Consider the following 24,058-nt stretch of genomic DNA (forward strand, 5'->3'; position numbering starts at 1 on the left):
TTTTCCGATTTTTCCTTTGATGAAAGGAAGTTTTTAAATGGCGCTTTTGCCTTTTTCGCCAGTTCTGATTCGAATGACTTCTTCGAGAGGAGAGATAAAAATCTTTCCGTCCCCGATTTTTCCATCACCACTTTTTGCTGCTTTCAAAATCGCATCAACTGTTGGTTTTACGAATTCATCATTAACGGCGATTTCCAAACGAACTTTTCTTAGCAGGTTTACAGTGTATTCGTGTCCACGAAAAACTTCTGTTTTCCCTTTTTGTTGTCCGTAACCTTGAACGTCAGATACTGTTAAACGATAGATTTCGTTTTTTGTTAATTCTGCTTTAACTTCTTCCAACTTATGTGGTTGGATGATTGCAATGATCATTTTCATAATGTTATACTCCTATTCCCTTAACCACGAGCTCGGATATTGAAATCAGGGTAAGCTTCCGCTCCATGTTCCCCAAGATCCAAACCACTAAGTTCTTCCTCTTCACCCACTCGGATTCCACCTGCAAGTTTCAACACAAACCATAATGCCAATGATACGACGAATGTGAAACCACCAATCGCAAGAATTCCATAAAGTTGTGTTAAGATAGAAGGAACTTCTACTCCAGCCGGAGAACCTTCGTATCCAAAGATTGCGACAGCTAATGTTCCCCAAATACCGCAAACTAAGTGAACAGATGTTGCACCTACTGGGTCATCAATTTTGATTTTATCAAAGAAAAGAACAGATAATACCACAAGAGCACCAGACACCGCGCCAATGATAGCAGCTGATGTAGGACTTACAATCGCACAAGGTGCAGTGATTCCCACAAGACCAGCAAGTGTTCCATTTAAAATCATACCAAGATCTGGTTTTTTCAAAATGATCCAAGCTGTCACAGTGGATGCAAGAGCACCGAGGGCTGCAGAAATATTAGTGGTAACAATCACATGTGCCATCACACTTCCGTCACCTACTCCCATAGTGGAACCAGGATTAAACCCAAACCAGCCAAGCCAAAGGATAAGTGTTCCGAGAGCTGCAGAAGTCATGTTGTGTCCAAGGATCGGTTTGATTCTACCATCAGGTAAAAATTTTCCTTTCCTTGCGCCGAGGACGATCGCACCAGCAAGAGCAGCCCATCCACCTACTGAGTGTACTACGGTAGAACCAGCGAAGTCATGAAAACCGAGTGCGGAGATCCATCCACCACCCCAAACCCAGTGGCCTGTGAATGGATACATAACTGCGACAAGGATAAAAGAGAAGATAAGAAAAGAATGAAATTTAATTCGTTCTGCTACTGCTCCAGAAACAATTGTTGCTGCTGTCGCCGCAAAAACCAATTGAAAGAAAAACTTTGCAAGAAGAGGAACACCTGTCCAATTCATAGATGAATACACACCTTGGTATGCATCGCCAATGGCAGGAGAGTTATCAGCTCCACCTAAGAAAAAAAGACCTTCCGTTGCCATGAAGGGAGATCCGTCACCAAACATCAAACCCCAACCAATTGCCCAATAAGAGAATGTTGCAGCTGCAAAAACGATAAAGTTTTTTGCTAGAATGTTTACGGTGTTTTTTGATTGAGCAAAACCCGATTCAACGAGAGCAAAACCGGCATTCATAAAGAATACCAACATACCAGCGACTAGCACCCATAAGGTGTCTAAACCAACTGTTAAAGTTTGGATTGCGTTTGCGGTTTCTTGCGCCGGGTTCGCGACGGTTGCAGCTTCATCTGCAAAAAGGAACATCGGAACAACCAGGAGCAGGAAGGCGATTGATTTGAAATACTGTTTCATATTACCATGTTTCCTTTCCATGTTATTTGCTTAGTAACAGTGCAAGATTGGTACCCAAATTGAATTCTAGGGACTAGAGACAGGAAAAAAAACTATTAATGCCTAAAAACCCTCCATTTTGTCTATATTCTTAAGGCAATTGGCAAGAAACTTGCGGAGGTGGAATCCTAAGCAGAGAACAATGTGATTAAATATAAAACATATTGCATTTTTATTACACAAATCTCCCGGACTTTGGCTTGGTCCACTCAGGAAAAAAAGTAACCGAATTACTTTTTTCCCCCTCTAATAAAGGTGAATCAGGAACGGATCCGTCTCTGTAATGCCAATCCCATTCAGAACCAAGGAAAGTACATCCTCTACTGGATGCAAGCCTACCGCCGATTTGATTCGAACCACTCATTTTCTTTTGCGGTTCATCTCGCAAAAGAACAAAAGAAAGAACTCATTGTGTATGAGGGATTACGTTCCGACTATCCTTGGTCTTCCGAGAGAATCCATAAGTTCATTATCGAAGGGATGTATGATAACCAAACAAGAGCAGACGAACTTGGAATCAATTATTGGCCTTTTATCGAATCCAAAAAGAATCCCGCTCGTGGTATTTTAAAAGAATTATCCAAAAACGCTGCGGCAATTGTTACTGATGACTTTCCTTGTTTTATCATTCCCGAACAAACTAAAAAATTAGCCGAAAAAATCAACTGCCCTCTTTTTGCTGTGGATAGCAATTCATTGATTCCGTTTTCTAGATTTGAAAAAGAAGCTAGTGCCGCAAGGATTCTACGTATTTGGATTCATAAAGAATTTTTAAAAGGGATACCCGAAAGAGCAAATCCAAACTGGAAAAAAGAAGATTTAGAAGGTCTTCATCAAAATTCAAAACCACCAAAAGGATTTGGCTTACCGAAAGAATTAAATACATTCCTGAATTCCTTTGATTTTAAAAACAACGTTATTCCCGCCAAAGACGTGAAAGGTGGCCGTAATGAAGCACTGAAGATATTAAAAACTTTTGTATCAAAAAAATTAATGGATTATGCAACTGGGAGATCCCAACCCAATCCACCTGAATTCACTGCAACAAGTGGCCTTTCTCCTTACCTACACTTTGGTCATATAGGCATCGAAGAAATCTTTCAATCTGTTTTAGATACTTCTTCAAAAGGGAAGTGGAATCCAGAACGAATGAGTCACCAAAAACCTGGAGATAGGGAACATTTTTATTCTGAGTCGACTTCAGCCAACCACTTCTTAGATGAGCTAATTACATGGAGAGATATAGGGTATTTATTTTTTTGGAAATCCAAATCTCAAAATATCAATTTAGATAATCTACCTGATTGGGTTAAAACTAATTTCAAAAAACATAAATCAGATACGAGAGAGTATCTTTATTCCTTAGAACAATTTGAATCTGCAAAAACACACGATGAACTCTGGAATGCTGCCCAAACAGAACTTGTACAAACAGGAAGGATGCATAACTACATGAGAATGTTATGGGGTAAAAAGGTAATCGAGTGGACAAAATCCTACGAAGAAGCCTTCGAAATTTTAGAACATTTGAATAACAAATATGCATACGATGGAAGAAATCCCAATTCTTATACTGGAATTTTATGGTGTTTTGGATTATTTGATAGGCCATGGTTTCCTGAACGAAATGTATTCGGGAATGTTCGGTTTATGTCTTCCGATTCCACAAAAAAGAAGTTTAAAATGAAATCCTATTTGGAGTATATTGGTGAACTGAGTGGGAACTCCGACTCACTTTTTCCATGACAGAAGAAAACCTACCGGCTACATTTGAAGAAACAAAAACCAATTTTGATTCTATTTACTTTTACTTTGTCATTCTTTTTAATGACTCCATTCACGAGTTTTCCTATGTAGAAGATTGTTTGATGAAACTTTGTTTCAAAACAAAAAAAGAAGCAAAAAAAATTGCAATTGAAGCACATACCAATGGGAAAGCAGTTTGTTTTCAAGGTAGTATGGAAGAATGTGAAACGGTTGCTGATAATATGACAGGTGCCAACTTAACAGTGATTTTAGGTGTATGAAACAAATACAAGAACAGATCCTTTCTGATCTAAAAAAAGAAGGAAATAAAGAAAAGGCAGATTTTTTTCCGAAGTTCTTTAAAACTGGACCAGGAGAATATGGAGAAGGAGACAAGTTTTTAGGAGTCACTGTTCCCATCCAAAGAAAGATAGCAAAAAAATATTATAAAGAAATAGATATCCCTTCTCTAAAATCACTCATCACTTCCCCATTTCATGAGGTAAGATTAACAACTCTATTTATTTTAGTTCTTAAATTTGAGTCCAAGGATATTACTGAAAAAAAACAAAAAGAGATTGTTGATTTCTATCTAAAACATACAAACTCAATCAATAATTGGGATTTAGTCGATTCAAGCGCCGATAAAATTCTTGGTGCCTTCTTTTTTCAAAGACCAAGGGATGTCCTCGATACATTTCATATATCAAAGGATCTCTGGAAAAATCGAATATCAATCTTAAGCACGTTTTACTTTATTCGGAAAAATGACTTTAAAGATACTTTACGGTACTGTGAATCTTACTTAAATCACAAACATGATTTAATCCATAAGGCCACTGGATGGATGTTACGTGAGATTGGGAACAGGGAAAAAAAGACTCTAATTAGCTTTTTGCAATCTAACGCAGCAAAGATGCCAAGAACGATGCTACGTTATGCGATTGAAAAACTACCAGAATCTGAAAGGAAATTCTGGTTATCAGTTAAGTAAATTTTGGATTAAGCCCTTGGTTTTACTTTTGTTACAAAATACACTTTGACCGGTTCAGCTTTCCCTTTGAGAGTGAGTTCCTTGGTTTCTTCAAATTCAATGTATTCACTTCCACCAGCAGCCAGATAAGCGGCTTCTGAAACTGCCACCTTTCCTGGAATCCCATGGCTTTCTAATCTGGCAGCCGTATTCACTGCATCGCCAATCACCGTGTAATCCATTCTTTTGACGGAGCCAATATTTCCTACGATCGCTTCTCCATAATTGACCCCTATCCGTAACCGAAAAGTTCCAGGAGGGAGGCCTAAATCACGATTGATTTCTTCCATTTTTTTTTGCATATCTACAGCACAAGCTATGGCATGATAGGCATCTAATTCTGTTTGTTTCGGTGCACCCCAAAATGCCATAATGGCATCTCCAATAAACTTATCCAAAGTTGCTGAATAATGAAATATCAAATCGGACAAGGATTCAAAGATTGTATTTAAATGATCAAGCACAACACCCGGCGGATTTTTTTCAGCAAAAGTGGTAAAACCAACGATATCAGAAAACAAAGTAGCAATGTCTCGTTCTTCACCACCTAACTTTATATTATCAGCAACGATGGTTTCCATTACTGCTGGCGAAAAATATCGAGAGAGCCTATCTTTTTCTTCCCTTTGTTTTTCCACAAGCCTTCTGGAATCAATCATGTTCTTTACAATCGAAAGAGCGACTGACACAGAAAAGGCAGCAAAAGCATAATCTTTTAAATAGGTATGACTAGGATACCATTCCCATTGCATTTCCACAAAGATATCATTCAGAATGAGTATAACAAAGGCAAAAAAGCCGAGAGATACAGTTCCCATGGAAGGAACCTTTCTTCCAAGAAAGATAATATAAAAAAGTGCTGCACCTAGGACGATGGAAACAAAACTCCAACCAAAGAAAAACTTAGATAGAAAAAAGAAATTGGGAGAAACTAAAACTACAAGTAGAGAAACAATACCAGCGATATCAATATACAGATTAGTAATTTGTATCCAACCTTGTCTAACATGTGCGAATCGAACAATAAAGTTAAAAAGTAAATGTACAAGTCCTATCCAAGCCAAATACTCTATTTTTTTAATCCAAAATCCATCACTAACAATCGAATAAATAATTTGGCTTTGAAACAAAGTATTGATTGCCATGAAAATAGAGCCTAATGCAAAGTATATGGTCGCATCATCTTCGTTTCGAAACAAAAATTGCCAATATAAGTAAAAACTACCAAGTAACAAGGTGAGTACGATCACAAAAATTTTCTTAAAATCATTCCAATACTCTGCCCGTTCCGAATACTTTACAGAGGATATATAAAATTTATCATGAGACAAACCAGGACTCAATGGATACTTTGCATAAACCCTCACAGCAAGGACATTGGGCTCGTCTGTTTTTAGTTGGTCTATGGGGATTTGGTAGAATCGAATTTTATCACTATAAAGAGATTTATCGTCCAACTCGGCTCCTTCTTCCGTGTCCAAATGTAAGCCTGTTCCTCCGATGAATTTTCCATTCCAATAAACAGCATCAGCTTGGCTAATTTGTCCCAACCGAACAGTTAAGTTCCTTGATTTGAATTTGGAGCGGATGTCCTCTTCTGTAATTTGAATTTCTGTACGATACCAAGCATATCCTTTGTATGCTTCTTGGAATTGTTTGAAGTCTGGAAAATACAATTCCCCATCTCCATCTCTCACTTTGTCCCAAGCCGTTTGGATTTGAAACCCAGAGATCCAACCGTTTCTTACCGATTCTTCCAAGGCAGGTTGGGCATGAGCAAAACGTAAGGCTTTGGTTTGTCCGTTTTCTTCATCTAAATATAAGTCATCTTCTTTTTCTTCTGAGACGAGAGGTGAGTCGCCCGGTTTGAAACTCCATTTATGAACTGATTGGCCAAAAGACGTCTCTGATCTCAGGTCCAAAATTTGGTTGGTGAGTAGGACCTGGGCAGACAGGTTTGAGAGAAATCCCGTAAAAATGAGGAAGAGGAGATGGAAAGAAAAGAGTCTTTTCGAAAAAACCATGTCGGAAATCCTATAAAAATCAAAAGGAACTGGCAAGTAGAAAACATTGGACAAAGTCATTGTGGAAAGTTTAGATTCTGATTTTTCAGGAATCGTCACAGCACCTAACGGAAAAAAGGTGAATATTTTCTTTGTTTACCCTGGTGACGAACTCCATGTGGAATATGTCAAACGAAGGCCAAGACAAAGGTCCTTAAGAATCCAGGAAACCATTCGCAACCATGATTGGCAATTAGTGAAATGCAATGTATTTGGAGAGTGCGGTGGATGTACGGGCCAACATATCAACTACAAGGAACAACTAGATTTAAAATTTTCTCCCATCTTAGATGGATTTAAAAAAAACTTAGATATCTCCATCCAATCCATTCCTTCTGAACAAATTTATGAATATAGATCTAGAATGGATTTTTCTGTATTTCCAGGTCCTATTATTGGACAAAGACAACGTGGAAATTTTCGAAAAGTTGTGCCAATCACATCTTGTTCTATCCAATCTAATTGGGCAAACAAGGCTCTAAATGATGTACAATCTGTACTCAATCAAATGCCCGAAATTATTTGGGACCGAAGATCAGAAGAAGGTGGTTTAAAATATCTCACCATTAGAAAAGCTCAAAACACAAATGATGGAATTTTGATTTTTACTTTTACAGATGGTTATGAATCACATCCTTCGATGGAAAATTTTCGTAAACTTTGTTTGGACTCACTAACACAAGAATCCTTACTTTTTTGTTATAACCGACCTAAATCCGAAGTTTCGGCATCTGGTCGTCCAGAAATTTTACGCGGGAAATCAACATTTAGGGAATCTGTCCTTGGTAGGTCATTTCAAATCCCTTTCGATTCTTTTTTTCAACCCAATCCCAATGGTTTTTTACCGATCCTTTCGTTTATCAAAGAACGTTTACCAAAAAATGGCAAAAATCTGATCGATTTATTTTGTGGAAATGGCTTCTTTTCTCTGTTATATGGTGATTTATTTGAACATATAGACGGGTATGAACTCACTGAGTCTTCTATTGAAATAGCTTCCAAAACCTTTCAAGAGAATTATCCGAATAAATCTCATTCCTTTCAAATTGCGAATTTATTTATGTCGATTGAACAATTAAAAGAAAGGCAAGATGCAACTTTGATTTTAGATCCGCCTAGAGCAGGAGCTGGGAAATTAGTAAACCAGTGGATTCGAGATTTTGGACCTGAGTATGTCTTCTATGTCTCTTGTAATCCTTACTCACAAAAAGATGACGTATCCATTTTTCTTCCCAAATATAATTTTGTGGAAGGAATCATCATAGACCCCTATCCACATACCCCACATACAGAATCAGTGCTTTTCTTTCAAAGAAAACCTGAATAATTTCCCTTCATCAATTTTGGAATTTTTCCGAAAATAGAAGCGAGGGTACTATGAAGATTCAAAAATCGATGATCATTCTTTGTTTGGCCATTTTGGGGCAAGTCGGTTGTGCGAGTGTAATGGTTACCAATTGGTCTCCGGAAGAACCTAATTTTAAATCTAAACCTGTTCGAGTTTTTCTTGGTTATGCGACAGACGAGGAAGTATTTAAATCCTCCGGTGAAATCATTGTTCGAGATGCCAATGACCTAACAATCAAAAAGGCTTATGATTTTTTATCATTAAATCCTACCGCACTCAAGGCACCAATCTCAATACATAGCAATTCTGAATGGGTTGAATACAAAGGAGTCAGCTACCGAGGTTCCATTTTACTCAAACCAATCGAAGGAAAAGTTTTAATCATCAATCTAGTGCCGATCGAATTGTATCTTTTGTCAGTTGTACCATCTGAAGTGAGTGCCTCTTGGCCCAAAGAAGCCCTCAAAGCGCAAGCAGTTTGTGCGAGAACTTATGTAGTAAGGGAAATGTTGAACAGAAAAAAACAAGAGTTTGATGTAGATACTTCCACCAATACACAAGTTTATAAAGGAAAAAATAAAGAACATAGAAATACAACAGAGGCTGTTTTTGAAACGGAAGGATTGATTTTGATTCACAAAGGACAGCCCATCCAAAGTTTTTTCCATTCAAATGCAGGTGGATATACAGAAGATCCTATCAACGTTTGGGGAAGTCCTGTTGAATATTTAAAACCTGTTCCTTCAGAATATGACAAAGACGGAGAACAATATTCTTGGGAAGAAAAATGGAAAACTGATTTTGTTAATACCAACTTACGAGATTTAGGTGTTGGAGAAATCCAAGACATCCTTGTGACAAGCCGCTTCCCCTCTTCTCGTGTCAATGAAATGGAAATTATAGGAACATCCGGAACCAAAAAAATAAAAGCAACAGAGTTTCGAAAAAAACTAGGTGCAACCAAATTGAAGTCCACACGATTTGGAATCCGCAAAGAAGACTCTGGGGATTATTTTGTAAAAGGGCTTGGCTCTGGTCATGGCGTAGGAATGTCCCAATGGGGAAGTTTTGCCATGGCAAAAAGTCAATTCAACCACAGGGAGATCCTACAACATTATTTCAAAGGAATCGAATTCGCAAGAATAGTTGCCAGATAGTTGGGAGTTTTTAGTTTCCTTAGTCCAAGGATTTTAGAATCTGACTTTAGGTCCCTATCCGAATGGCAACTGTTGAAGAATACCTTTCCCAAATCAAAGACCTGACGATTGTACCGCCAGTCTTACTATCCGTACTTTCCCTAGATGATGACAATGAGCTTTCCTTTGGGGAGTTAGAGAAAAAAGTCCAGTCCGACCAAGTGCTTGTGGCAAGACTTTTGAAACTGGCCAATTCACCTTTTTTTTCCAGAGGCAACCCTGTTGCCAATATGAAACAAGTCATCACTCGATTAGGATTCAAAACTGTGCGCAGTATGGTGGCGATGTCAATGACCGACTCGCTTTTTAGCCAAGGAAATTATAAAAAATTTAGAGATGAAGTTTGGGATCATTCCGTTGCAAAAGGGATCTTCGCACAAATTCTTTGTGAAGAGAAAAAATTAAAAAAAGAAGCGGAACTTGCCATCACATGTGGTCTGATGCAAGACCTTGGACGAATCGTACTCAATACCATTGATCGAAAAAAATATGTGGAAGTTCTTACCGAATTCCAAACATCTGATGCTACATTGATTTCACTCGAAAAAAAATCTTTTGGCGTAGATTCTTATGAAATAGGAAGTGCGGCTGCAAAACTTTGGAAAATGCCAAATATTATTATTTCATCCATTGAAGATTTATCTAAACCAGTTGTTGAACAAACTATCCTTGGTCAGATCATTGGATTTGCAGGTGTGATCGCAAAAGCCACAGGACACGGTAAACAAGAACCTGGTATGGAAGAAAAATTCGAGGAATACAAGTTGACTCTTGGTTTAGAGATTGAAGATAAAAAATCATTTTTAACTTCAAAAGACCAAAAATTAAAATCAAACGAATTGTATCAGTTCTGTAGTACTCTTTAGTACCTGATACAATTTTCTATTCTTCGTTATACGTTAAATTGGTTTTACACTGAGGATTCGGTGTAAACCTTCCTTTCCTTTAATTTTTACAGGTTCTAATTCTTCGTACTTGTATTTATTAGCATAATCCTCTGGTAAAAAATTATACAAACCCTCTGAAACATAGACTTCCATAGGTTTCGCAATAGATTCCAATCGACTTGCCATATTGACTGTATCTCCAACTGCAGTATAGGAGAGTTTTTGAAACGATCCAACGTTTCCAACGATTGCCTTACCTGATGCTAGGCCGATTCCAATTTGTGGTACAAAACCGTAAATTTGTTCCCATTTTGGCTGCCACAATTCAAATACTTGCACCATTTCCACTGCACAATCCAGAGCATTTTGACGATGGTCTTCCTGAAACACAGGGGCTCCAAACAAACACATAATAGAATCTCCAATGTATTTATCGATCATTCCGCCATAGCCGAGAATCACCTCTGTCATTGCAGTAAAGTATTCGTTTAAAAAAGAAATAACCTGTTCCGGCTTCATTTTTTCAGAGAGTGTCGTATAACCACGAATATCCGAGAATAATACAGAAACCTCCTGTTCTTTTCCTTTTTGGTCAAGGGACAGTGTATTGTTCATCAAACTTTCAACAATCACTGGATCTACATACATACCAAAAACATTTTGCATTTTCTTTTTTTCGGTCTCTAAATTTAATTTTTCTTCGTATTCTTTTTCCAGTTCTTTCTTAAATTTTTTGACCATCGAATTCAAATCTTGAATCTCAGTTTGGTTCATTCCATAAAGGTCTTGGAATCTTTTTAAGCTATCATCCATTTGAATAGAGACAACTTTTTTGCGATAAATTTCTCGAAACAAATTGCGAAATCTATGTTCTAATATATTCTTCTTTAACCTTCGTTTGCCGAAGTATTCATTAATTCCTAATTGAAAGGCTTGTATAGGAAGTTGTTTTCCCTCTGCTTTGGTAAACACAACGACGGGAAGTTCGGATGGTCCGGCTAGATCCATGATCATTTCTAATATTGATTCGGGTGAATCTTCCAGTTCAGGGAATTGGATTTCAGTGATCAAAAGATCATACTGGGCTTTTTTGATTTCCTCAGCACCATTTTCGAAAACGGATCGCCAAGTTAACTCGATGTAATCTCCAAACCACTCACTGAGCAGTTGGGAGATTGTATCATACGATTTCTTTTGAGGTTCTAGGACCAGGACACGAACGATTTCTTCTTTTTCTAAATCCACGCACCTTATTTTTCATTCTCTAAAATTTTGTGAAGCGCCTCTTGAAACTGGAAGGAAAATCTTCCCATTAAAAGACGAAAACCTTGCAAAATGACATCCGGCCTTGGGGGATCTCCTGAAATATAGAGATCAGGTTCTTTCGGTAGCTTTCCCATTGGATATAAACCTCCACTCACAGCTTCTGTTCCACAAGCAATGAGTGCTTTTGGCTCTGCCATCACATCCCAAGCTGTTTCCAAAGGCGCAGCCATATTTTGACCAACTGGACCCGAAAACACAAGGGCATCTGCATGTTTGGGACTTGCCACACATCGAACCCCTTCTCTTTCCGAATCAAAAACAGAATTAAAAGAAGCATTTAACTCTGACTCCACCGTATTGTTTCCTGCTGCCGCTACTTCACGGTAGAGAAAACCTCGTTTTTTGGTCAAATTCTGAAATTGCTTTTGATTTGCAGTTAGTGGAAAAGGTAACTCACTTACTTTTTTCATTCGACCGGAAAGGTAAGTGACTTTCAATTCCTCGCGATTTAAGGCAAACGTATAGATAAAACCCGAATCGCGTAGTTTTCCATCCGAACGTTCCGTACAAAGTCCACATTGCAAACATTTACCATAATCAAATTGGACTTCCAAATCTGATACGATACGGATAGCTTTTGTCGGACAAACTTTTGCCGATTCAGATAAATTGCTAGATCCCTCTTGCATCTTTTTAGTTGGAACAGGGATTCCTCTGCTAGCTGGATGGACTGGGGAAGCGGTATTAAAATTTAATACGTTCTTTGGGAATAAAAAACTTTTTAGTTCATATAGAAAATTCATAAATCAAATCCAACATAACTAAGATTAAACGATTTGTTGTTTAAAGGAAAATCACCAACTTGTTCACCCCGAACTGCCAACTCCAATGCATGCCAGTTAAGAACTGAAGGATCCCGAATATAAGAGTTTTTTATCAAACCTTCAGAATTCAAATCCAAAGATACTAACAAAGGGCCACGCCATGCTTCGACAGCTGCGGTATAAATTCCAGCGTTGGGTTTTCCATTCTTTTCATTGTAGTTTAAGGTCGCAGAATCATTTTCAGACCATAAAGATTCCCAATCAATGTCATCCAAATGCGATTCTATCCAACCTAACGATTGCTCAATCTCCGAATAACGAATGTACATACGAGCCCAAACATCTCCGTTATAATGATGGTGTTCTTCTTGTAAAGGCAAGGCTTTCCAATCAGGATAATCAGGATGGTTGATTCTTAAATCATCACCTACTCCCGCCATCCTTGCCACCATTCCTAAAAATCCATGTTTTTGTACATCCAATTCAGAAATAAAACCACAACCTTGCATCCGCTCCTTCAAAGTTGAAACTGACAGTGCTCTCAAAATTTGTGGACGAACTTTTTTGAAATATACTTTCTTTAAATTAAAAAATGCATCTTTTGCTTGTTTTGCAGTAATACGTCGATTGACTCGAACCGTACCCGGTCTGACTGCCGCTTTTCCAAATCGATTTCCGGTCCAGGTTTCCATAAGGCCAAGAGCAGCCCCTCGATCTGTTACACATACACCATACAAAGGATAATATCCAATATCTTCAGAGATACCTCCTAAGTCTCCGATATGAACTGCAATACGTTCCAATTCAATAAGAAAAGATCTAAATAAAGATACACTTTTCGGAACGGTTATTCCATAAAATTCTTCATAAATTTGAGTAAATGCAGTCGCATAACCAACGCTAGAATCTCCAGATATAGTTTCAGAAAAGGGTAATACCTCTGCCATAGGTTTTCCATGAATTTTCTCACGAATACCTCGATGTTGAAAACCCAATCTAATTGTTAGGTGGCGAATGACTTCACCTTCAACTACAAATCTAAAATGACCAGGTTCGATGATTCCAGCATGAATGGGTCCCACTGCGTGGGAATATGTTCCTTGATGAAAAGGAACAAAGAGTCCGTGGTAAGACAAATCTCTAACGATCCCTGTTTTTTGGTGTAAAGAAAGATTTTTACCTCTATTATCAGATAAATAATCCTCCTCTTTTAACTCAGAATAATCTTCCACTCCCATATCTTGGCCAAATGCATGCCGAACAAGCCAAACTGGATACTGAGGATCTAATAAAAAATCGATATTACTTTTTTTAGATCCTATTTCTTCCCGAACCACCTTTTGGTCGCGAATGATAAATTGGTGATAAACACCATTAAAATTAGTAATGCCTGTTATCTTTTCCATATATGTTCTGCCATCAAATAAGTTAAACCGTATGTTCCAACCATTACGGTGAATAAAAAACTGAACCAAAAGAAAACTAGTCTAGTTTGTAGTATACCATATACGCCTGATTCAAAATTTCGATTAGGCAATCGAACCAAAGGAAGTACTTTGTTGAGTGCAATAAAGAAAAAGACAGCCCCAACGATCGGAAACAAAAACAAAAAGAACATCTTTTGTTTGATTGCTATTTCGATGACTTTTAAATCCAAAACAAATACTGGCGATAGCGGAAAAACAAATGCAACTAACAAAGCTAGTAAATACATGTATAAAGCTTTATGACTCAAGGAAGATTTTTCCAAAATCTGTGAAATATTTCTTTTTCCAGCGTCCATACGCAAAATCCCCATGGAAAGAAAAACTAAAAGTTTCACTAAGACCGTGGTTGCTAACAGAAAATAAAATACATCATCAGATACATCTAACCATAAGAACAAAGTTAACATACCAGTATGAAACAAAGCAACTTTCGCTGAAATTCGACGAATGTCTTCACGGGAAAATAAAATTAATGTAGAGTAAAGAATAGTCAAAATTCCGATGAAAAGGAAGCCATTGGCGGCATTAATTATATGTGGATTAATTTCACGTTCCAACTGAATGAGAGGTCGAATTGCAAGAACTACACTCACCGGAACAAATGACGCAATCAATGAAGAAATTTGACTAGGACTCTCTGCATAAGTATCGCCAACCCAAAAATGGTTTGGTACAAGCCCAAGTTTTCCGCTGTAACCGTAAACAGTCAAAAGGATTCCCGTTTCAATTAACAATCCACTCTGACCAACTAACCCTTGCTTTAGAGTCAAAAAGTCTAAGTTCTCCAAAGGAGTGGAGGCAAAAAGCAGGATAACAATCCCCAAAAAAGCCAAACCAAGTGCATATGAATTGATCAATAAAAACTTCCAGCCTACATGAAAAGACCGCTCCGTTCCACTAGAAGAAATTAACAAAGCCCCAAACAATGTTGATGCTTCAATTAAAATCCACTTAAGTACAATGTTATCCGTAAACCAAGAGTAAAACAAGGAAGCAAAAAAACAAATTTTCAAAAGACTCCATAACCAAATCCGAGTTTGCCCTTTTGTTGGAGCAAATACAGAAACAAGAAAAATAATTACGAAGGCCAGAACTCCAGAAAAATAAAACAATTCTTTCATCATATTTTTCTCTCCTTTGTATGCATATGAGGAGAGAGTTGCAGAATTCCTCCAGAAACGATAACAAGAATTGCATCCAAAAAGGAACCAAACTCCAGTCCGACGGGTAAACCTTTATCCAAGACCATAGTTAATACAAAAATTCCATTTTCAAAAACACAAAATCCAGCGATGAGAGCAAGCCAGTTTCGCCTAACAACGAAACAAAGGATTCCAACATAGACGAGTAAGATTACGTAAATGAGTCCAATTTTATGGACGGGAATGGTAAGAACAGAAACTCCTTCTGTAATTTTCACTGCAAGAACCAAACCTAATACCATAAACAACAGAGTTGCCAAATATCCAAATCGAGGGGCAGTACTCTCATTCATTTTTGATTTATTGGCTGTCCAATTCAAAACCCATGGAGTAAGGATTCCTTTGAACAACACAACCATAACAATCAATGAAATTGCATGTACCCAATCACCTTCGTGGGTTTGCAAAACTGGAAATATCAAAAGAAACCCTTGAATACTTAAGAAAAAAATAATTCGACTGAGTCGGTTTTCAACTAGAACAACAACTCCCGTGAGTAATAATAATAAATAGATAAAATCGTATATCATGGTAATTCCTAAGACAATTTAACTAACGTGCCTAATATTAAAATAGCAATGAATGTTAGTCCCATAAATTCAGGGATCCAAGTCCATTTCCTACGAACGCTATTCGATTCCCAAAAACCAAGTATGATTGCAAGTAAAATGACCATTGGAGCAATCATAAGTTCACGGGCAAAACTATCCAATACTTCGTTTTTAAATAACTTTGAATGTTCCAGTGCCAATTTCACAAGAAAAACCAGCAATGTAGAAAGTTTGATTGAACTTGCCAATTCAAAGATTCCCAGCTGTTTTCCAGATGCTTCCAAAATCATAGCTTCATGGACCATTGTTAATTCTAAATGTGTTCTTGGATCATCAAACGGTGGCTTTGCGAGCTCTGCAAGAATTGCAATGAAAGACAAAGACAAAAAGAGCAAACCAATCAACGCACCTTGCGGACTTACTGAAATTTCAATATGAGACTGGGCAGCAAGAATCATTAAAATAAAAGTAGGTTCTGCCATAACAGAAAGAAGGATTTCTCTTCCTGAGGCCATTCCACCAAATGACGATGCCCCCTCCATCGCAAAACTCACGTAAGAGAATCGATACAATGCTAGAAAAAAAGGAATTAGAATGAACGGCGCCCATTCAAATAATACAACACTCCAAATCATCACAGAAGAAAACAAAGCAACCCTTGGCGCCAAATGAGTAAAATCTGATATATTGGTGTGTGAAATAGGATTCTTTCTTAGTGACTTATCAACTTCCCAAAAAAACTGTAACAGACTAGGTCCACGCCTACCTTGCGCATAAGCTCTCACTTTCCTAATAATACCTGTTAGTAGAAATGGAAGGACAAGAAACAAAACAAAAAGATAAATATAGTATAAGATTGAATTCATCTACAGACCTCCAAAATCACCCAAAATCAAAAGCGAAAAAATGAAGATCAAAAACATAGAAGAGATTGCGAGGTATTTACTCACATCTTCCTCTTTTGGATGATTCGTAGCGGATACAAACCGTGTTCCAAAATGAAACACAGAAGAAATTCCTTTGATAAGGAACGAATCAACTTTTGATTCTCCTGCTTTATTTAAAAAATATCTTCCAAGAGAATTTCTTAATGGTTCAGAGAAAACGGATGTTGGAATTGAAAGTTCATGACCACTATAACCACCTCCACAATCCCAGTTTTTTGTTTTTTGTTCCCCATATTTTTTCAATTGATAACGATCATACAAACGAAAAACAAACACAACACCAATGGTTACATATGAAACAATTGATAATGTCCAAAACCACTCTGCTAACTGCGGATCAACAAATGGACTAAGCATCGGAAGTTTAACAAAGTATGGCATCGCTAAAGGAAATACAAAAATAACCAAAGATAAACTAAATAACGAAATCTTCACCCATCTCCTTTTTTGTGGTCCAAATGGTTGGATATTGATATCCTTACCAGGGATTGACAAAAATAAACTCAAGAACAACTTTATATGTGTAAATCCACCGAGGACAATACCAAAGAAAATAAATATCATCGAAGGCAAAAGAAAAATTGAACGTCCAATCGGCATATCCAAGATACGTGCATTTAAATAAAAGTAAGTAGCTTCAGAAACAAAGCCCAAAGTCCCAGGAAGGACCGCATAACTAAAAGTTCCTGCTCCAACTAACAATGGAGAGATTCCTAGTAACCGACCAATGCCCTTTAACTCGTCGCTTGAACTTGAATTTTTTAGTCTTGCTACCATTCCGATTGAAAACAATTGAAATGTTTTGGAAAAGGAATGATGAAATAATCCAAGAAAAAACAATATTCGAAACGAATTGCTCAAATTCATCAAATCCGAGTCAACCGAAAATTGAAACATCCCAGCAATGATCAAACATAACCATAGGAAGTTAATCGATTCCACTGAACTATATGCTAATGATATTTTTGGATCCTTGTGAAAGAAACTAGTAATCCCACCAAAAAAAATTCCGAGGGCAGCAAGTGGGAACAAAATTTGATAAATGATCGGATCCAATTGGTTTGGAAGAACGTATCTGTAAAACAATAACAAAGGAAATACTTCGAGAACCCCAGCGAAGGAACCAAGTGCATGCGAAGGGCCTCCTTCATTTACCTTAGGAATCCACAAGTGGAATCCAGAAAATCCAGACTTAATCAAAAGACCAATCAAAAGTAAGATGATTCCGACATTATCTCCATCGGGTAACATAACCCAGGCGGAAAGAAACAAGGCAGCGATACCAGAAGCAAGTAGCAATGATCCCAGACTTTCGATCTGTTTTTTTCCAAACTCTGTTCCTGAATAAATCAGAATAGTGGAAAAAGAGGTCACTTCCAAGGCAATGGGAAGAATAAGCGACTTACCAGATAAATAACAAACACCAAGGGCTGACCAGAAAATAACATATCCGATGGTGACCTTGTTTTTTTCTTTCGGTTCATAAGACTGAACCAACATAAAAGAAGAAAAACCGATATAAGCTTGAATGACAAGGCCAACCAAAATTGGAAAGTCAACAGACAATACATCATAATTGGAAAATAAGAATATAGCAAGCGGCAAAAGCGCAGATATACCTACCAAAATCGATCTGAAGATTGAAATTCTTTCATCTTCTAACATAACTACCTCAAAAATTAAATTTTAAAGAAATAAGTTTGTTATGTAAATTTGGGAGATCCCCGACGATCAGGGAACTTAATAGAAACTATATTATACGTAAGTAAAGCAGCAAATGAAAAAGAATAAAACTGAAAGACGGAAACGGAAACAGGGAGTGTGGGAATATAAAGAAAACCCTCTTCTTCGCTAGGTGGTTCTTCGGAATTGTTTTCAGAGATGAAAACTTCACCTGACTCGGTAAACTCCGCAATAGAAGTCCAGGCTTGTGACTTACCGAATACTAAAACTGATACAATTAGTATGAAAAATATACGTGCTAACAATCAGTTTTACCTTAATCTTGATATTCTTGACTGTCTTATATATGGGAAGTTATTTTTAGTGAGCAAAGAAAAAAAAGAGTCTGTCATAAAAACAGCCATCCAAATTAAAAATGTAAACAAAAGTTTCCAACAAGGAGAGACAATCTTCCCCGTTTTGAATGACATTTCATTCGAAATTGCAGAGAAAAAACTCGTTACGTTAATGGGTCCGTCAGGGAGCGGCAAATCAACACTTCTAAATCTCCTATCTGCAATTGAATCTGCAGATTCTGGACAAATCAATGTATTTGGAAACCAACTCATCGGCGCAACTGAAAAAGACCTTACCATTTACAGACGAAAAACAATTGGAATCGTCTTTCAATTTTTTCATTTATTCCCTTATCTCTCAGCTGTTGAAAATGTTTCTTTGCCTCTGTATCTTTCCGGTACACCGAAAAAGATCGCTGAATCCAAGGCAAAAGAGGTCCTTTCCCTAGTAGGACTAGACCGCAGAAAAGAGTTTACCCCAAAAGAAATGTCTGGGGGAGAAAAACAAAGAGTATCAATTGCAAGAGCCATTGTTCACCAACCCAAACTAATCCTTGCCGATGAACCAACCGGCAACTTGGACTCCCAATCTTCGGAAATGATAATGGAACTATTCACTCGATGTGTAAAAGACTTAGGTATAACCGTATTTCTTGTTACACACAATGAACAAATTGGTCAATCTGGAGACATTAATCTGCGGATGTTAGATGGAAAGATCAAATCAAAATGAAAATGATATATTATTCATTTATACTTGGGTATTTCAAGGACCACTTCCCAAAAATGTTGCTTTCTATCGGAGGCATTAGTCTAGGGATTGCCTTATTTGTAAGCACCCAAATTAATTCATGGAGAGCTGAACAAAGTGTTCTAGACCAAATGATTGGGTATTCTTCAGAAAATTTTGTTGGAAGGTATGTTGCAAATAACCAAAACCAAGGAGCAAATGATCGATTTTTAAAAATACTGGAATCAAATATTCCTGAAAACATTCGGATCGAACCCGAGTTACTGACAAAAGCGACGTATTCAATAACAAACAATCAAATACATAGTATCCCTGTCATTGGAAGAGATATCCTTCAGACAAAGATCATAAGCCCCGAAAAAGATCCCCTGGAAAAAATCCCAAAATATTTATTAAGCCGTGCCCTTGCCAACCAATTAAAAATAAATACTGGCCATATAACTTTATCTATATGTGAAAAAGATATCCAACTTCAAAAAGACAACTTTAACATTTTACCAATGGAAGGAATTTTTCTGGTTATGGATATCAGTAGATTACAATCCATTTGCGACAAACAAAAACAACTTACTTCCATTTGGCTAATCGATGAAGAAAACAAAACACCTTTGTCAAAGATACAAATTATAAAATCGGAAGAATGGACTTACGAAACAAAAGACCAGATTATAGAACGGGCCGGAGTTGTTTTAAGTTCCCTCAAAATAAACCTAACGATCGTTTCACTAGTATCCGTTCTGATATCATTTTTTATGGTCTCAAATATGTTTACCGGCCTGTATTTATCCAGGAAAAGGGAATTCGGAATTTTTTTATCGATTGGATCAAGTAAAAGAAACAACTTTTTATTATTTCTAACCCAAGCCATAGTGATTGGCATTTTAGGAGGGATTGCCGGAGTTTTATTAGGTATTTTGATTGCCAACACTAACTTCTTTACAACAGTAAATACAATCACTGATACCAACCAAATCAGTTCCTACCGAACTATACCAATCTCTGTCATTTTATTTGGACTTACTATTTCCATCCTTGGATCCATTATCGCATCGATTTATAATTCTTATAAATCGTTTCAAATTTTACCCATTGATTTGATCAGGGAAAAAGATACTGGAAATTCTACACACCTCTTTGGATTTTCCCAAAAATCGAACCTTTTTTTCTCTCTCTTATCTTTGTTTTTTGGAATTTCCTTAGGCCTTGTTCATATCGCCAAACAAATCCTTCCAGGAATAATCGGCATAGGATTTGTTATCTTCGCATTTGTACTGTTAAATTTTTTATGTTTACCCTTTATTATACAGCAGATCGACATTTTTTTGTCAAAGTTCCGATTTCAACCAAGTGCTAAAATTGGATTAAAAGAAATTCAATCTGAACCTTGGAAACATGGACTCACTGCCTCAACGATTATGTTGTCGAGTTCACTTGTCCTTACTCTCACGAGTCTGACTGAAAGTTACGAGCAATCCGTTGTTCGTTGGGTGAATGAAGAAAACAAATCAGACTTTTCACTTATTAGTGAAAAAAAAATGAACTCTGGAGAGCCTGGTGTTCCAGTTTTTCTTTTAGAAAAATTGACCAAAGACCCAAACTTTTCGGCAATTGAACCATTCTTCATTGATTCCAAATTCATTGTGAACGGAAAATATTATACCTTACATGTATTCCACTTTCCTAGCCAATACAATAAAAACGAAATTATTGTTTCAAAAAACTTATGCTTTTTAGATCACATTTGCAAAGGTGATTTGATCAACATTAATACAGAGAAAGAATCACGATTACCGATTAAAATCCAGGATACAAGGGAACACTTTTTTTCTGAAAGAGGTACCATCATGATGGACTACTCTTTTTTTCAGAAAAAATTTGATGTTAAGTTCTTAAACTCCATAAGAATTACAGTAAACAAAAATACTTCGAAAGAAGATACGATCAAACTACTAACAAAAATTACAGAAAAATACGATTTAAAGTATATTAACCAAATAGAATTAAAAAAACTTTACCTTGAAGGAATGAGCAAAGTCTTCTCCATTCTCGATACATTAAAGATATCTGCACTTATCATATCAATTTTGGCGCTAACAACTTCGCTCGTTTATTTTATCAGAGAAAAATCACAAATGTTAGCTGGATTAAAATCAATTGGGATGAATTCATTTCAAATGTTTCAAATGATCTACTACCAGGCCCTATTTCTTGTTTCCTTTGGAATCTTGTCTGGAATTCTTAATAGTATTGTTTTATCGCCAATTGTCATTTTTGGAATCAATCGAAATGCCTTTGGTTGGGTTCTTGATTTTCAATACCCATTCTCATTTGTAGTAAAACTCCCGATAATAATACCCGCAATTACATTTATAATTTGCTTGATACCCTTCCATTTTCTAAAACAAATGAATATTTCAAAAGAATTGAAATATGAATAATTCTTTACCGAAAAGGTGCTATCTGTAACTTTTATTTATGGCAGGAAGTATCAAAGTTTGTTTGGAACTGGCAGATATGATTCGAAAAGAAAATCTCGAATCAAGGGAAAAAATCCCTACTTCCGATACACACTTACGAGTTTGGTCTTCCCAACTTTCTAGAACGGAAGAAGATCTACGAAAACTACTGACAGCACTTAGAGACAGTCATTATATTTTTATAGTTTCAGTTGTTGCACCAGATCCAAATTTGTTTGTTTACGGAGAAGATGCTTATGTTTTTGCCGAGCCATTCATACTAAATGAACTAAAAAAGCATTCTGAAGATTCGTTAGAAAAACTATACGAAGCAAGTAATTACAAAAGAAAATCTGCGTTTCAAATAACAAGAGAGTTGTTTCCAAAAATCAAAGAATTTAACAACACTCCTCTTGGACGTTCCATCAATGTTTCAGTAATGCTTGAAGAGTTTCAACGAATGCTCACGGCACAAAGTTATGAATACACTGACCAATGGAGAAGAAACAAACTCCAAGAAATTTTCAAAGATGAAATTAATGCAGCTGAAGAATTAGCAAATGTAACTTCTGCTCGAGACATGGATCCGACAAAACGAGCTGTCGACCAACTAAAAGAACAAGGACCAAAAGAGAAGATTGATCAAAATTGGGTCAAAGCAAAAGAGAACTTTTCAACTGAGTTCTTATTACGTGTTCATTTTAGAAAATATGAATTTGATGTAGTCAAAAAACTAATTCAAACAGGTAAACTAAAAGAAGAAAAAGATATAAAGTATGTTCGGGACACTCTGCAATTAATGGAGAATCGAATGGAGCAAGATAATCTTTTAAAAAGATACGCAACAGAAATGATAGAACTTAGGCGGTATGCCCAAGCAAAGTTGAATTTGCTCAGACAAAGCGTTGGATCAAAACAAGAAAGCTAAACTTAATTTTTAAGCCAACCCGACTTATCTAACTGGATGTACACCTGAAAGAAAAATACAACCAAACTTATAAATATCATTCGTCTTTTTAGAGAGAATTGACTGATGGTGTGGTTTTGTTTTTCAGGTAAATACAGTAAGTATATAATTAAATTTACATTAAAAAACAGACCCAAAAATTCTGGCGAAAGAATGGGAATTTTACTTTTAATAGCAGGAATGTAAGTTGCGATTAAAACCAACAAACTTGGGCCAAAATACAATGGAGTTTTTAAATTCCACAACCTATCCTCAGTTAAATCAATGGTTCTTTTGACGCCTGATTCTTTTTCCAAGATAGATACCAACTCTTCTTGCGATTCAATATTCACGATAGGATGAATTTTTTCTTTAGTTTCCAATACGATCCGGCCATAACCACGAAACTTATCGGTGGTAATTTGTTCCAAATCTTTTATACGTATGTTTGCACAATTTCCACTAGAATCAAATTGTTTTAGCGAACCACCTTCGATTTCGATCTTTCCAGATGATAAAATTTCAATTTGTTTCAAATAGTTTTTTCTCAAAAACCAAAAAAACAAAGCTAACAGTGGTAAAAAAATTGTAAAAAATTGAAGCCTCCCTTCTTTAGGAACCTGAAGGCTGTTATACGCTACAAAAACAACAAAAAGAGAGATGACTGACCAAGTTCTTTTTAATAACTTATTCCTGAACAATTGTATATCATATAGAAATATCTTTTTTGTACTCATTAAAAAAACTCACTTTTACGAAAGATTGATTCCATCTGAATCCCAGATTTTTCTAAATTTTCTGAGCCGCCTTCTTCTCTATTTAAAATACAAATTCCTTTGGTGACGGAAATTCCTGCTTCTCGCAATGCTTGGACCGCCTTGAGAGTTGACCCTCCAGTAGTAATGACATCATCCACTACTAGACAAGATTTAGTTTCTTTCCAAAAACCTTCTATTTGTTGGCCTGTCCCATGTCCCTTTGCTTCCTTTCTAACAACAAGTGGGTAAATAAGTTTCCCTTTCCTGTGATATGCTAACGCAATCGAATAAGCTAATGGATCAGCTCCCAATGTCAAACCACCCACAGCCTGGAAGTCTAAACCAAGTTTTGGAATGATTTCCTCGACAAAACATTCTGCTAGTGTGGCAAGTCTTTCCGGATGGAGAGTGATTTCCTTACAATTAAAATAATGATGAGATTCTAATCCACTCGCTAGCCGAAACGGTGCTTCTGAATAACGATATACATGGGATTTCATCCAAAGAAAGAGCTGATTGCGATAAGTTTGGGACATATTCCAATTATTTTTCCAATTCTGATGGGAAAAGAATATTTTTCTCTTTGGGATATTATTTTATTCGACTATAAAAAGTAAGTGACTTTATTTTAATAGTGACTTACTAAAGTAAGTTACTGTAAAAATTCATTGACTTTCTAAATAAACTTACTTACTTTTTTCAGACTACTCCAATATTGATAAACCGGTCTGGTTCGAACCTAGCACTTTTTGA

General features: G+C 36.6%; 22 protein-coding genes. 9 read left to right on the plus strand and 13 right to left on the minus strand.

Going from position 1 to position 24,058, the window contains the following annotated elements; translation table 11 throughout:
• Positions 1-33 precede the first annotated feature (33 nt).
• Both CLV96_RS16855 and CLV96_RS16860 read right to left on the minus strand, forming a co-directional pair.
• Positions 34-378: a P-II family nitrogen regulator gene (locus CLV96_RS16855; protein WP_004786287.1), complete on the minus strand. Its 345-nt coding sequence runs from the start codon at positions 376-378 to the stop codon at positions 34-36.
• Positions 379-398: 20 nt separating this feature from the next.
• Positions 399-1,787 carry an ammonium transporter gene (locus CLV96_RS16860; protein ID WP_004785144.1) on the minus strand — a complete coding sequence of 463 codons (1,389 nt, stop codon included), beginning with the start codon at positions 1,785-1,787 and terminating at the stop codon, positions 399-401.
• Positions 1,788-2,081: 294 nt separating this feature from the next.
• On the opposite strand from CLV96_RS16860, the gene CLV96_RS16870 reads away from it, so the two are divergent.
• From CLV96_RS16870 to CLV96_RS16880, 3 genes are read left to right on the plus strand one after another with little or no spacing between them, the layout of a single operon-like run.
• Positions 2,082-3,572 (plus strand): deoxyribodipyrimidine photo-lyase, encoded by a 1,491-nt coding sequence (locus tag CLV96_RS16870; protein ID WP_040917051.1) that lies wholly within the window; start codon positions 2,082-2,084, stop codon positions 3,570-3,572.
• The gene (locus tag CLV96_RS16875; protein ID WP_004784067.1) at positions 3,569-3,853 is read left to right on the plus strand and encodes an ATP-dependent Clp protease adaptor ClpS; all 285 of its coding nucleotides are present in this window, start codon (positions 3,569-3,571) and stop codon (positions 3,851-3,853) included. Before CLV96_RS16870 ends, CLV96_RS16875 begins: the two co-directional genes overlap by 4 nt.
• Positions 3,850-4,566: a DNA alkylation repair protein gene (locus CLV96_RS16880; protein ID WP_004785491.1), complete on the plus strand. Its 717-nt coding sequence runs from the start codon at positions 3,850-3,852 to the stop codon at positions 4,564-4,566. Before CLV96_RS16875 ends, CLV96_RS16880 begins: the two co-directional genes overlap by 4 nt.
• Positions 4,567-4,574: 8 nt before the next feature.
• On the opposite strand, the gene CLV96_RS16885 is transcribed toward CLV96_RS16880, so the two are convergent.
• Entirely contained in the window at positions 4,575-6,629 is a 2,055-nt protein-coding gene (locus CLV96_RS16885; protein ID WP_004786910.1) for an adenylate/guanylate cyclase domain-containing protein, read from the minus strand.
• A gap of 46 nt (positions 6,630-6,675) precedes the next feature.
• On the opposite strand from CLV96_RS16885, the gene CLV96_RS16890 reads away from it, so the two are divergent.
• The 3 genes from CLV96_RS16890 to CLV96_RS16900 all read left to right on the plus strand — a co-directional run bounded on the left by CLV96_RS16890 (position 6,676) and on the right by CLV96_RS16900 (position 10,078).
• Positions 6,676-7,995, plus strand: a complete 1,320-nt coding sequence (locus tag CLV96_RS16890; RefSeq protein ID WP_004787141.1) for a class I SAM-dependent RNA methyltransferase — start codon at positions 6,676-6,678, stop codon at positions 7,993-7,995.
• A gap of 56 nt (positions 7,996-8,051) precedes the next feature.
• The gene (locus CLV96_RS16895) at positions 8,052-9,173 is read left to right on the plus strand and encodes a SpoIID/LytB domain-containing protein (RefSeq protein WP_208325425.1); all 1,122 of its coding nucleotides are present in this window, start codon (positions 8,052-8,054) and stop codon (positions 9,171-9,173) included.
• 62 nt (positions 9,174-9,235) lie between these two features.
• Positions 9,236-10,078, plus strand: coding sequence for an HDOD domain-containing protein (locus CLV96_RS16900; RefSeq protein ID WP_004786950.1), 843 nt, complete (start codon positions 9,236-9,238; stop codon positions 10,076-10,078).
• A gap of 33 nt (positions 10,079-10,111) precedes the next feature.
• Here the strand turns inward: CLV96_RS16900 and CLV96_RS16905 are convergent, their stop codons facing one another.
• Genes CLV96_RS16905 through CLV96_RS16940 form a run of 8 tightly spaced genes read right to left on the minus strand, consistent with a single transcriptional unit; the run spans position 10,112 to position 18,364 of the window.
• Positions 10,112-11,344 (minus strand): adenylate/guanylate cyclase domain-containing protein, encoded by a 1,233-nt coding sequence (locus CLV96_RS16905; RefSeq protein WP_004786561.1) that lies wholly within the window; start codon positions 11,342-11,344, stop codon positions 10,112-10,114.
• Positions 11,345-11,349: 5 nt separating this feature from the next.
• Entirely contained in the window at positions 11,350-12,168 is an 819-nt protein-coding gene (locus CLV96_RS16910) for an NADH-quinone oxidoreductase subunit B family protein (RefSeq protein ID WP_004787377.1), read from the minus strand.
• Positions 12,165-13,595, minus strand: coding sequence for a hydrogenase large subunit (locus tag CLV96_RS16915; protein WP_004786109.1), 1,431 nt, complete (start codon positions 13,593-13,595; stop codon positions 12,165-12,167). Before CLV96_RS16915 ends, CLV96_RS16910 begins: the two co-directional genes overlap by 4 nt.
• Complete coding sequence (locus tag CLV96_RS16920; protein WP_040917053.1) at positions 13,583-14,800, minus strand: proton-conducting transporter transmembrane domain-containing protein; 1,218 nt, start codon at positions 14,798-14,800, stop codon at positions 13,583-13,585. Before CLV96_RS16920 ends, CLV96_RS16915 begins: the two co-directional genes overlap by 13 nt.
• Positions 14,797-15,408, minus strand: a complete 612-nt coding sequence (locus tag CLV96_RS16925; protein ID WP_004787546.1) for a formate hydrogenase — start codon at positions 15,406-15,408, stop codon at positions 14,797-14,799. The genes CLV96_RS16920 and CLV96_RS16925 overlap by 4 nt, the downstream gene beginning before the upstream one ends.
• Positions 15,409-15,416: 8 nt before the next feature.
• On the minus strand, positions 15,417-16,295 hold the full coding sequence (locus CLV96_RS16930) for an NADH-quinone oxidoreductase subunit H (protein ID WP_004786445.1): 879 nt from the start codon (positions 16,293-16,295) through the stop codon (positions 15,417-15,419).
• A complete protein-coding gene (locus CLV96_RS16935; RefSeq protein WP_020775704.1) occupies positions 16,296-18,041 on the minus strand; it encodes a proton-conducting transporter transmembrane domain-containing protein in 1,746 nt (581 codons plus the stop codon). It abuts the gene before it with no gap.
• A 38-nt stretch (positions 18,042-18,079) separates the two neighbouring features.
• Positions 18,080-18,364 carry a hypothetical protein gene (locus CLV96_RS16940; RefSeq protein ID WP_004786433.1) on the minus strand — a complete coding sequence of 95 codons (285 nt, stop codon included), beginning with the start codon at positions 18,362-18,364 and terminating at the stop codon, positions 18,080-18,082.
• A gap of 58 nt (positions 18,365-18,422) precedes the next feature.
• On the opposite strand from CLV96_RS16940, the gene CLV96_RS16945 reads away from it, so the two are divergent.
• The 3 genes from CLV96_RS16945 to CLV96_RS16955 are packed head-to-tail and all read left to right on the plus strand — an operon-like array spanning position 18,423 to position 22,529.
• A complete protein-coding gene (locus tag CLV96_RS16945; RefSeq protein WP_004786938.1) occupies positions 18,423-19,127 on the plus strand; it encodes an ABC transporter ATP-binding protein in 705 nt (234 codons plus the stop codon).
• Positions 19,124-21,583 carry an ABC transporter permease gene (locus CLV96_RS16950; RefSeq protein ID WP_040917054.1) on the plus strand — a complete coding sequence of 820 codons (2,460 nt, stop codon included), beginning with the start codon at positions 19,124-19,126 and terminating at the stop codon, positions 21,581-21,583. Before CLV96_RS16945 ends, CLV96_RS16950 begins: the two co-directional genes overlap by 4 nt.
• A gap of 37 nt (positions 21,584-21,620) precedes the next feature.
• Positions 21,621-22,529 carry a hypothetical protein gene (locus tag CLV96_RS16955; protein WP_004784867.1) on the plus strand — a complete coding sequence of 303 codons (909 nt, stop codon included), beginning with the start codon at positions 21,621-21,623 and terminating at the stop codon, positions 22,527-22,529.
• 2 nt (positions 22,530-22,531) lie between these two features.
• Here the strand turns inward: CLV96_RS16955 and CLV96_RS16960 are convergent, their stop codons facing one another.
• Both CLV96_RS16960 and pyrE read right to left on the minus strand, forming a co-directional pair.
• Positions 22,532-23,284, minus strand: a complete 753-nt coding sequence (locus tag CLV96_RS16960; protein WP_004785049.1) for a hypothetical protein — start codon at positions 23,282-23,284, stop codon at positions 22,532-22,534.
• Positions 23,284-23,841: an orotate phosphoribosyltransferase gene (gene pyrE, locus CLV96_RS16965; protein WP_134152052.1), complete on the minus strand. Its 558-nt coding sequence runs from the start codon at positions 23,839-23,841 to the stop codon at positions 23,284-23,286. The genes CLV96_RS16960 and pyrE overlap by 1 nt, the downstream gene beginning before the upstream one ends.
• Positions 23,842-24,058: the final 217 nt, after the last annotated feature.

The sequence above is a fragment of the Leptospira meyeri genome, assembly GCF_004368965.1.
GTDB classification, from domain to species: domain Bacteria; phylum Spirochaetota; class Leptospiria; order Leptospirales; family Leptospiraceae; genus Leptospira_A; species Leptospira_A meyeri.

What these genes read in the sequence shown, in the direction of transcription:
- CLV96_RS16855 (WP_004786287.1), bottom strand. Translation starts at nt 378, where the DNA reads ATGAAAATGATCATTGCAATCATCCAACCACATAAGTTGGAAGAAGTT.
- CLV96_RS16860 (WP_004785144.1), bottom strand. Translation starts at nt 1,787, where the DNA reads ATGAAACAGTATTTCAAATCAATCGCCTTCCTGCTCCTGGTTGTTCCG.
- CLV96_RS16875 (WP_004784067.1), top strand. Translation starts at nt 3,569, where the DNA reads ATGACAGAAGAAAACCTACCGGCTACATTTGAAGAAACAAAAACCAAT.
- CLV96_RS16880 (WP_004785491.1), top strand. Translation starts at nt 3,850, where the DNA reads ATGAAACAAATACAAGAACAGATCCTTTCTGATCTAAAAAAAGAAGGA.
- CLV96_RS16885 (WP_004786910.1), bottom strand. Translation starts at nt 6,629, where the DNA reads ATGGTTTTTTCGAAAAGACTCTTTTCTTTCCATCTCCTCTTCCTCATT.
- CLV96_RS16900 (WP_004786950.1), top strand. Translation starts at nt 9,236, where the DNA reads ATGGCAACTGTTGAAGAATACCTTTCCCAAATCAAAGACCTGACGATT.
- CLV96_RS16910 (WP_004787377.1), bottom strand. Translation starts at nt 12,168, where the DNA reads ATGAATTTTCTATATGAACTAAAAAGTTTTTTATTCCCAAAGAACGTA.
- CLV96_RS16915 (WP_004786109.1), bottom strand. Translation starts at nt 13,595, where the DNA reads ATGGAAAAGATAACAGGCATTACTAATTTTAATGGTGTTTATCACCAA.
- CLV96_RS16920 (WP_040917053.1), bottom strand. Translation starts at nt 14,800, where the DNA reads ATGATGAAAGAATTGTTTTATTTTTCTGGAGTTCTGGCCTTCGTAATT.
- CLV96_RS16925 (WP_004787546.1), bottom strand. Translation starts at nt 15,408, where the DNA reads ATGATATACGATTTTATCTATTTATTATTATTACTCACGGGAGTTGTT.
- CLV96_RS16930 (WP_004786445.1), bottom strand. Translation starts at nt 16,295, where the DNA reads ATGAATTCAATCTTATACTATATTTATCTTTTTGTTTTGTTTCTTGTC.
- CLV96_RS16935 (WP_020775704.1), bottom strand. Translation starts at nt 18,041, where the DNA reads ATGTTAGAAGATGAAAGAATTTCAATCTTCAGATCGATTTTGGTAGGT.
- CLV96_RS16950 (WP_040917054.1), top strand. Translation starts at nt 19,124, where the DNA reads ATGAAAATGATATATTATTCATTTATACTTGGGTATTTCAAGGACCAC.
- CLV96_RS16955 (WP_004784867.1), top strand. Translation starts at nt 21,621, where the DNA reads ATGGCAGGAAGTATCAAAGTTTGTTTGGAACTGGCAGATATGATTCGA.
- CLV96_RS16960 (WP_004785049.1), bottom strand. Translation starts at nt 23,284, where the DNA reads ATGAGTACAAAAAAGATATTTCTATATGATATACAATTGTTCAGGAAT.
- pyrE (WP_134152052.1), bottom strand. Translation starts at nt 23,841, where the DNA reads ATGTCCCAAACTTATCGCAATCAGCTCTTTCTTTGGATGAAATCCCAT.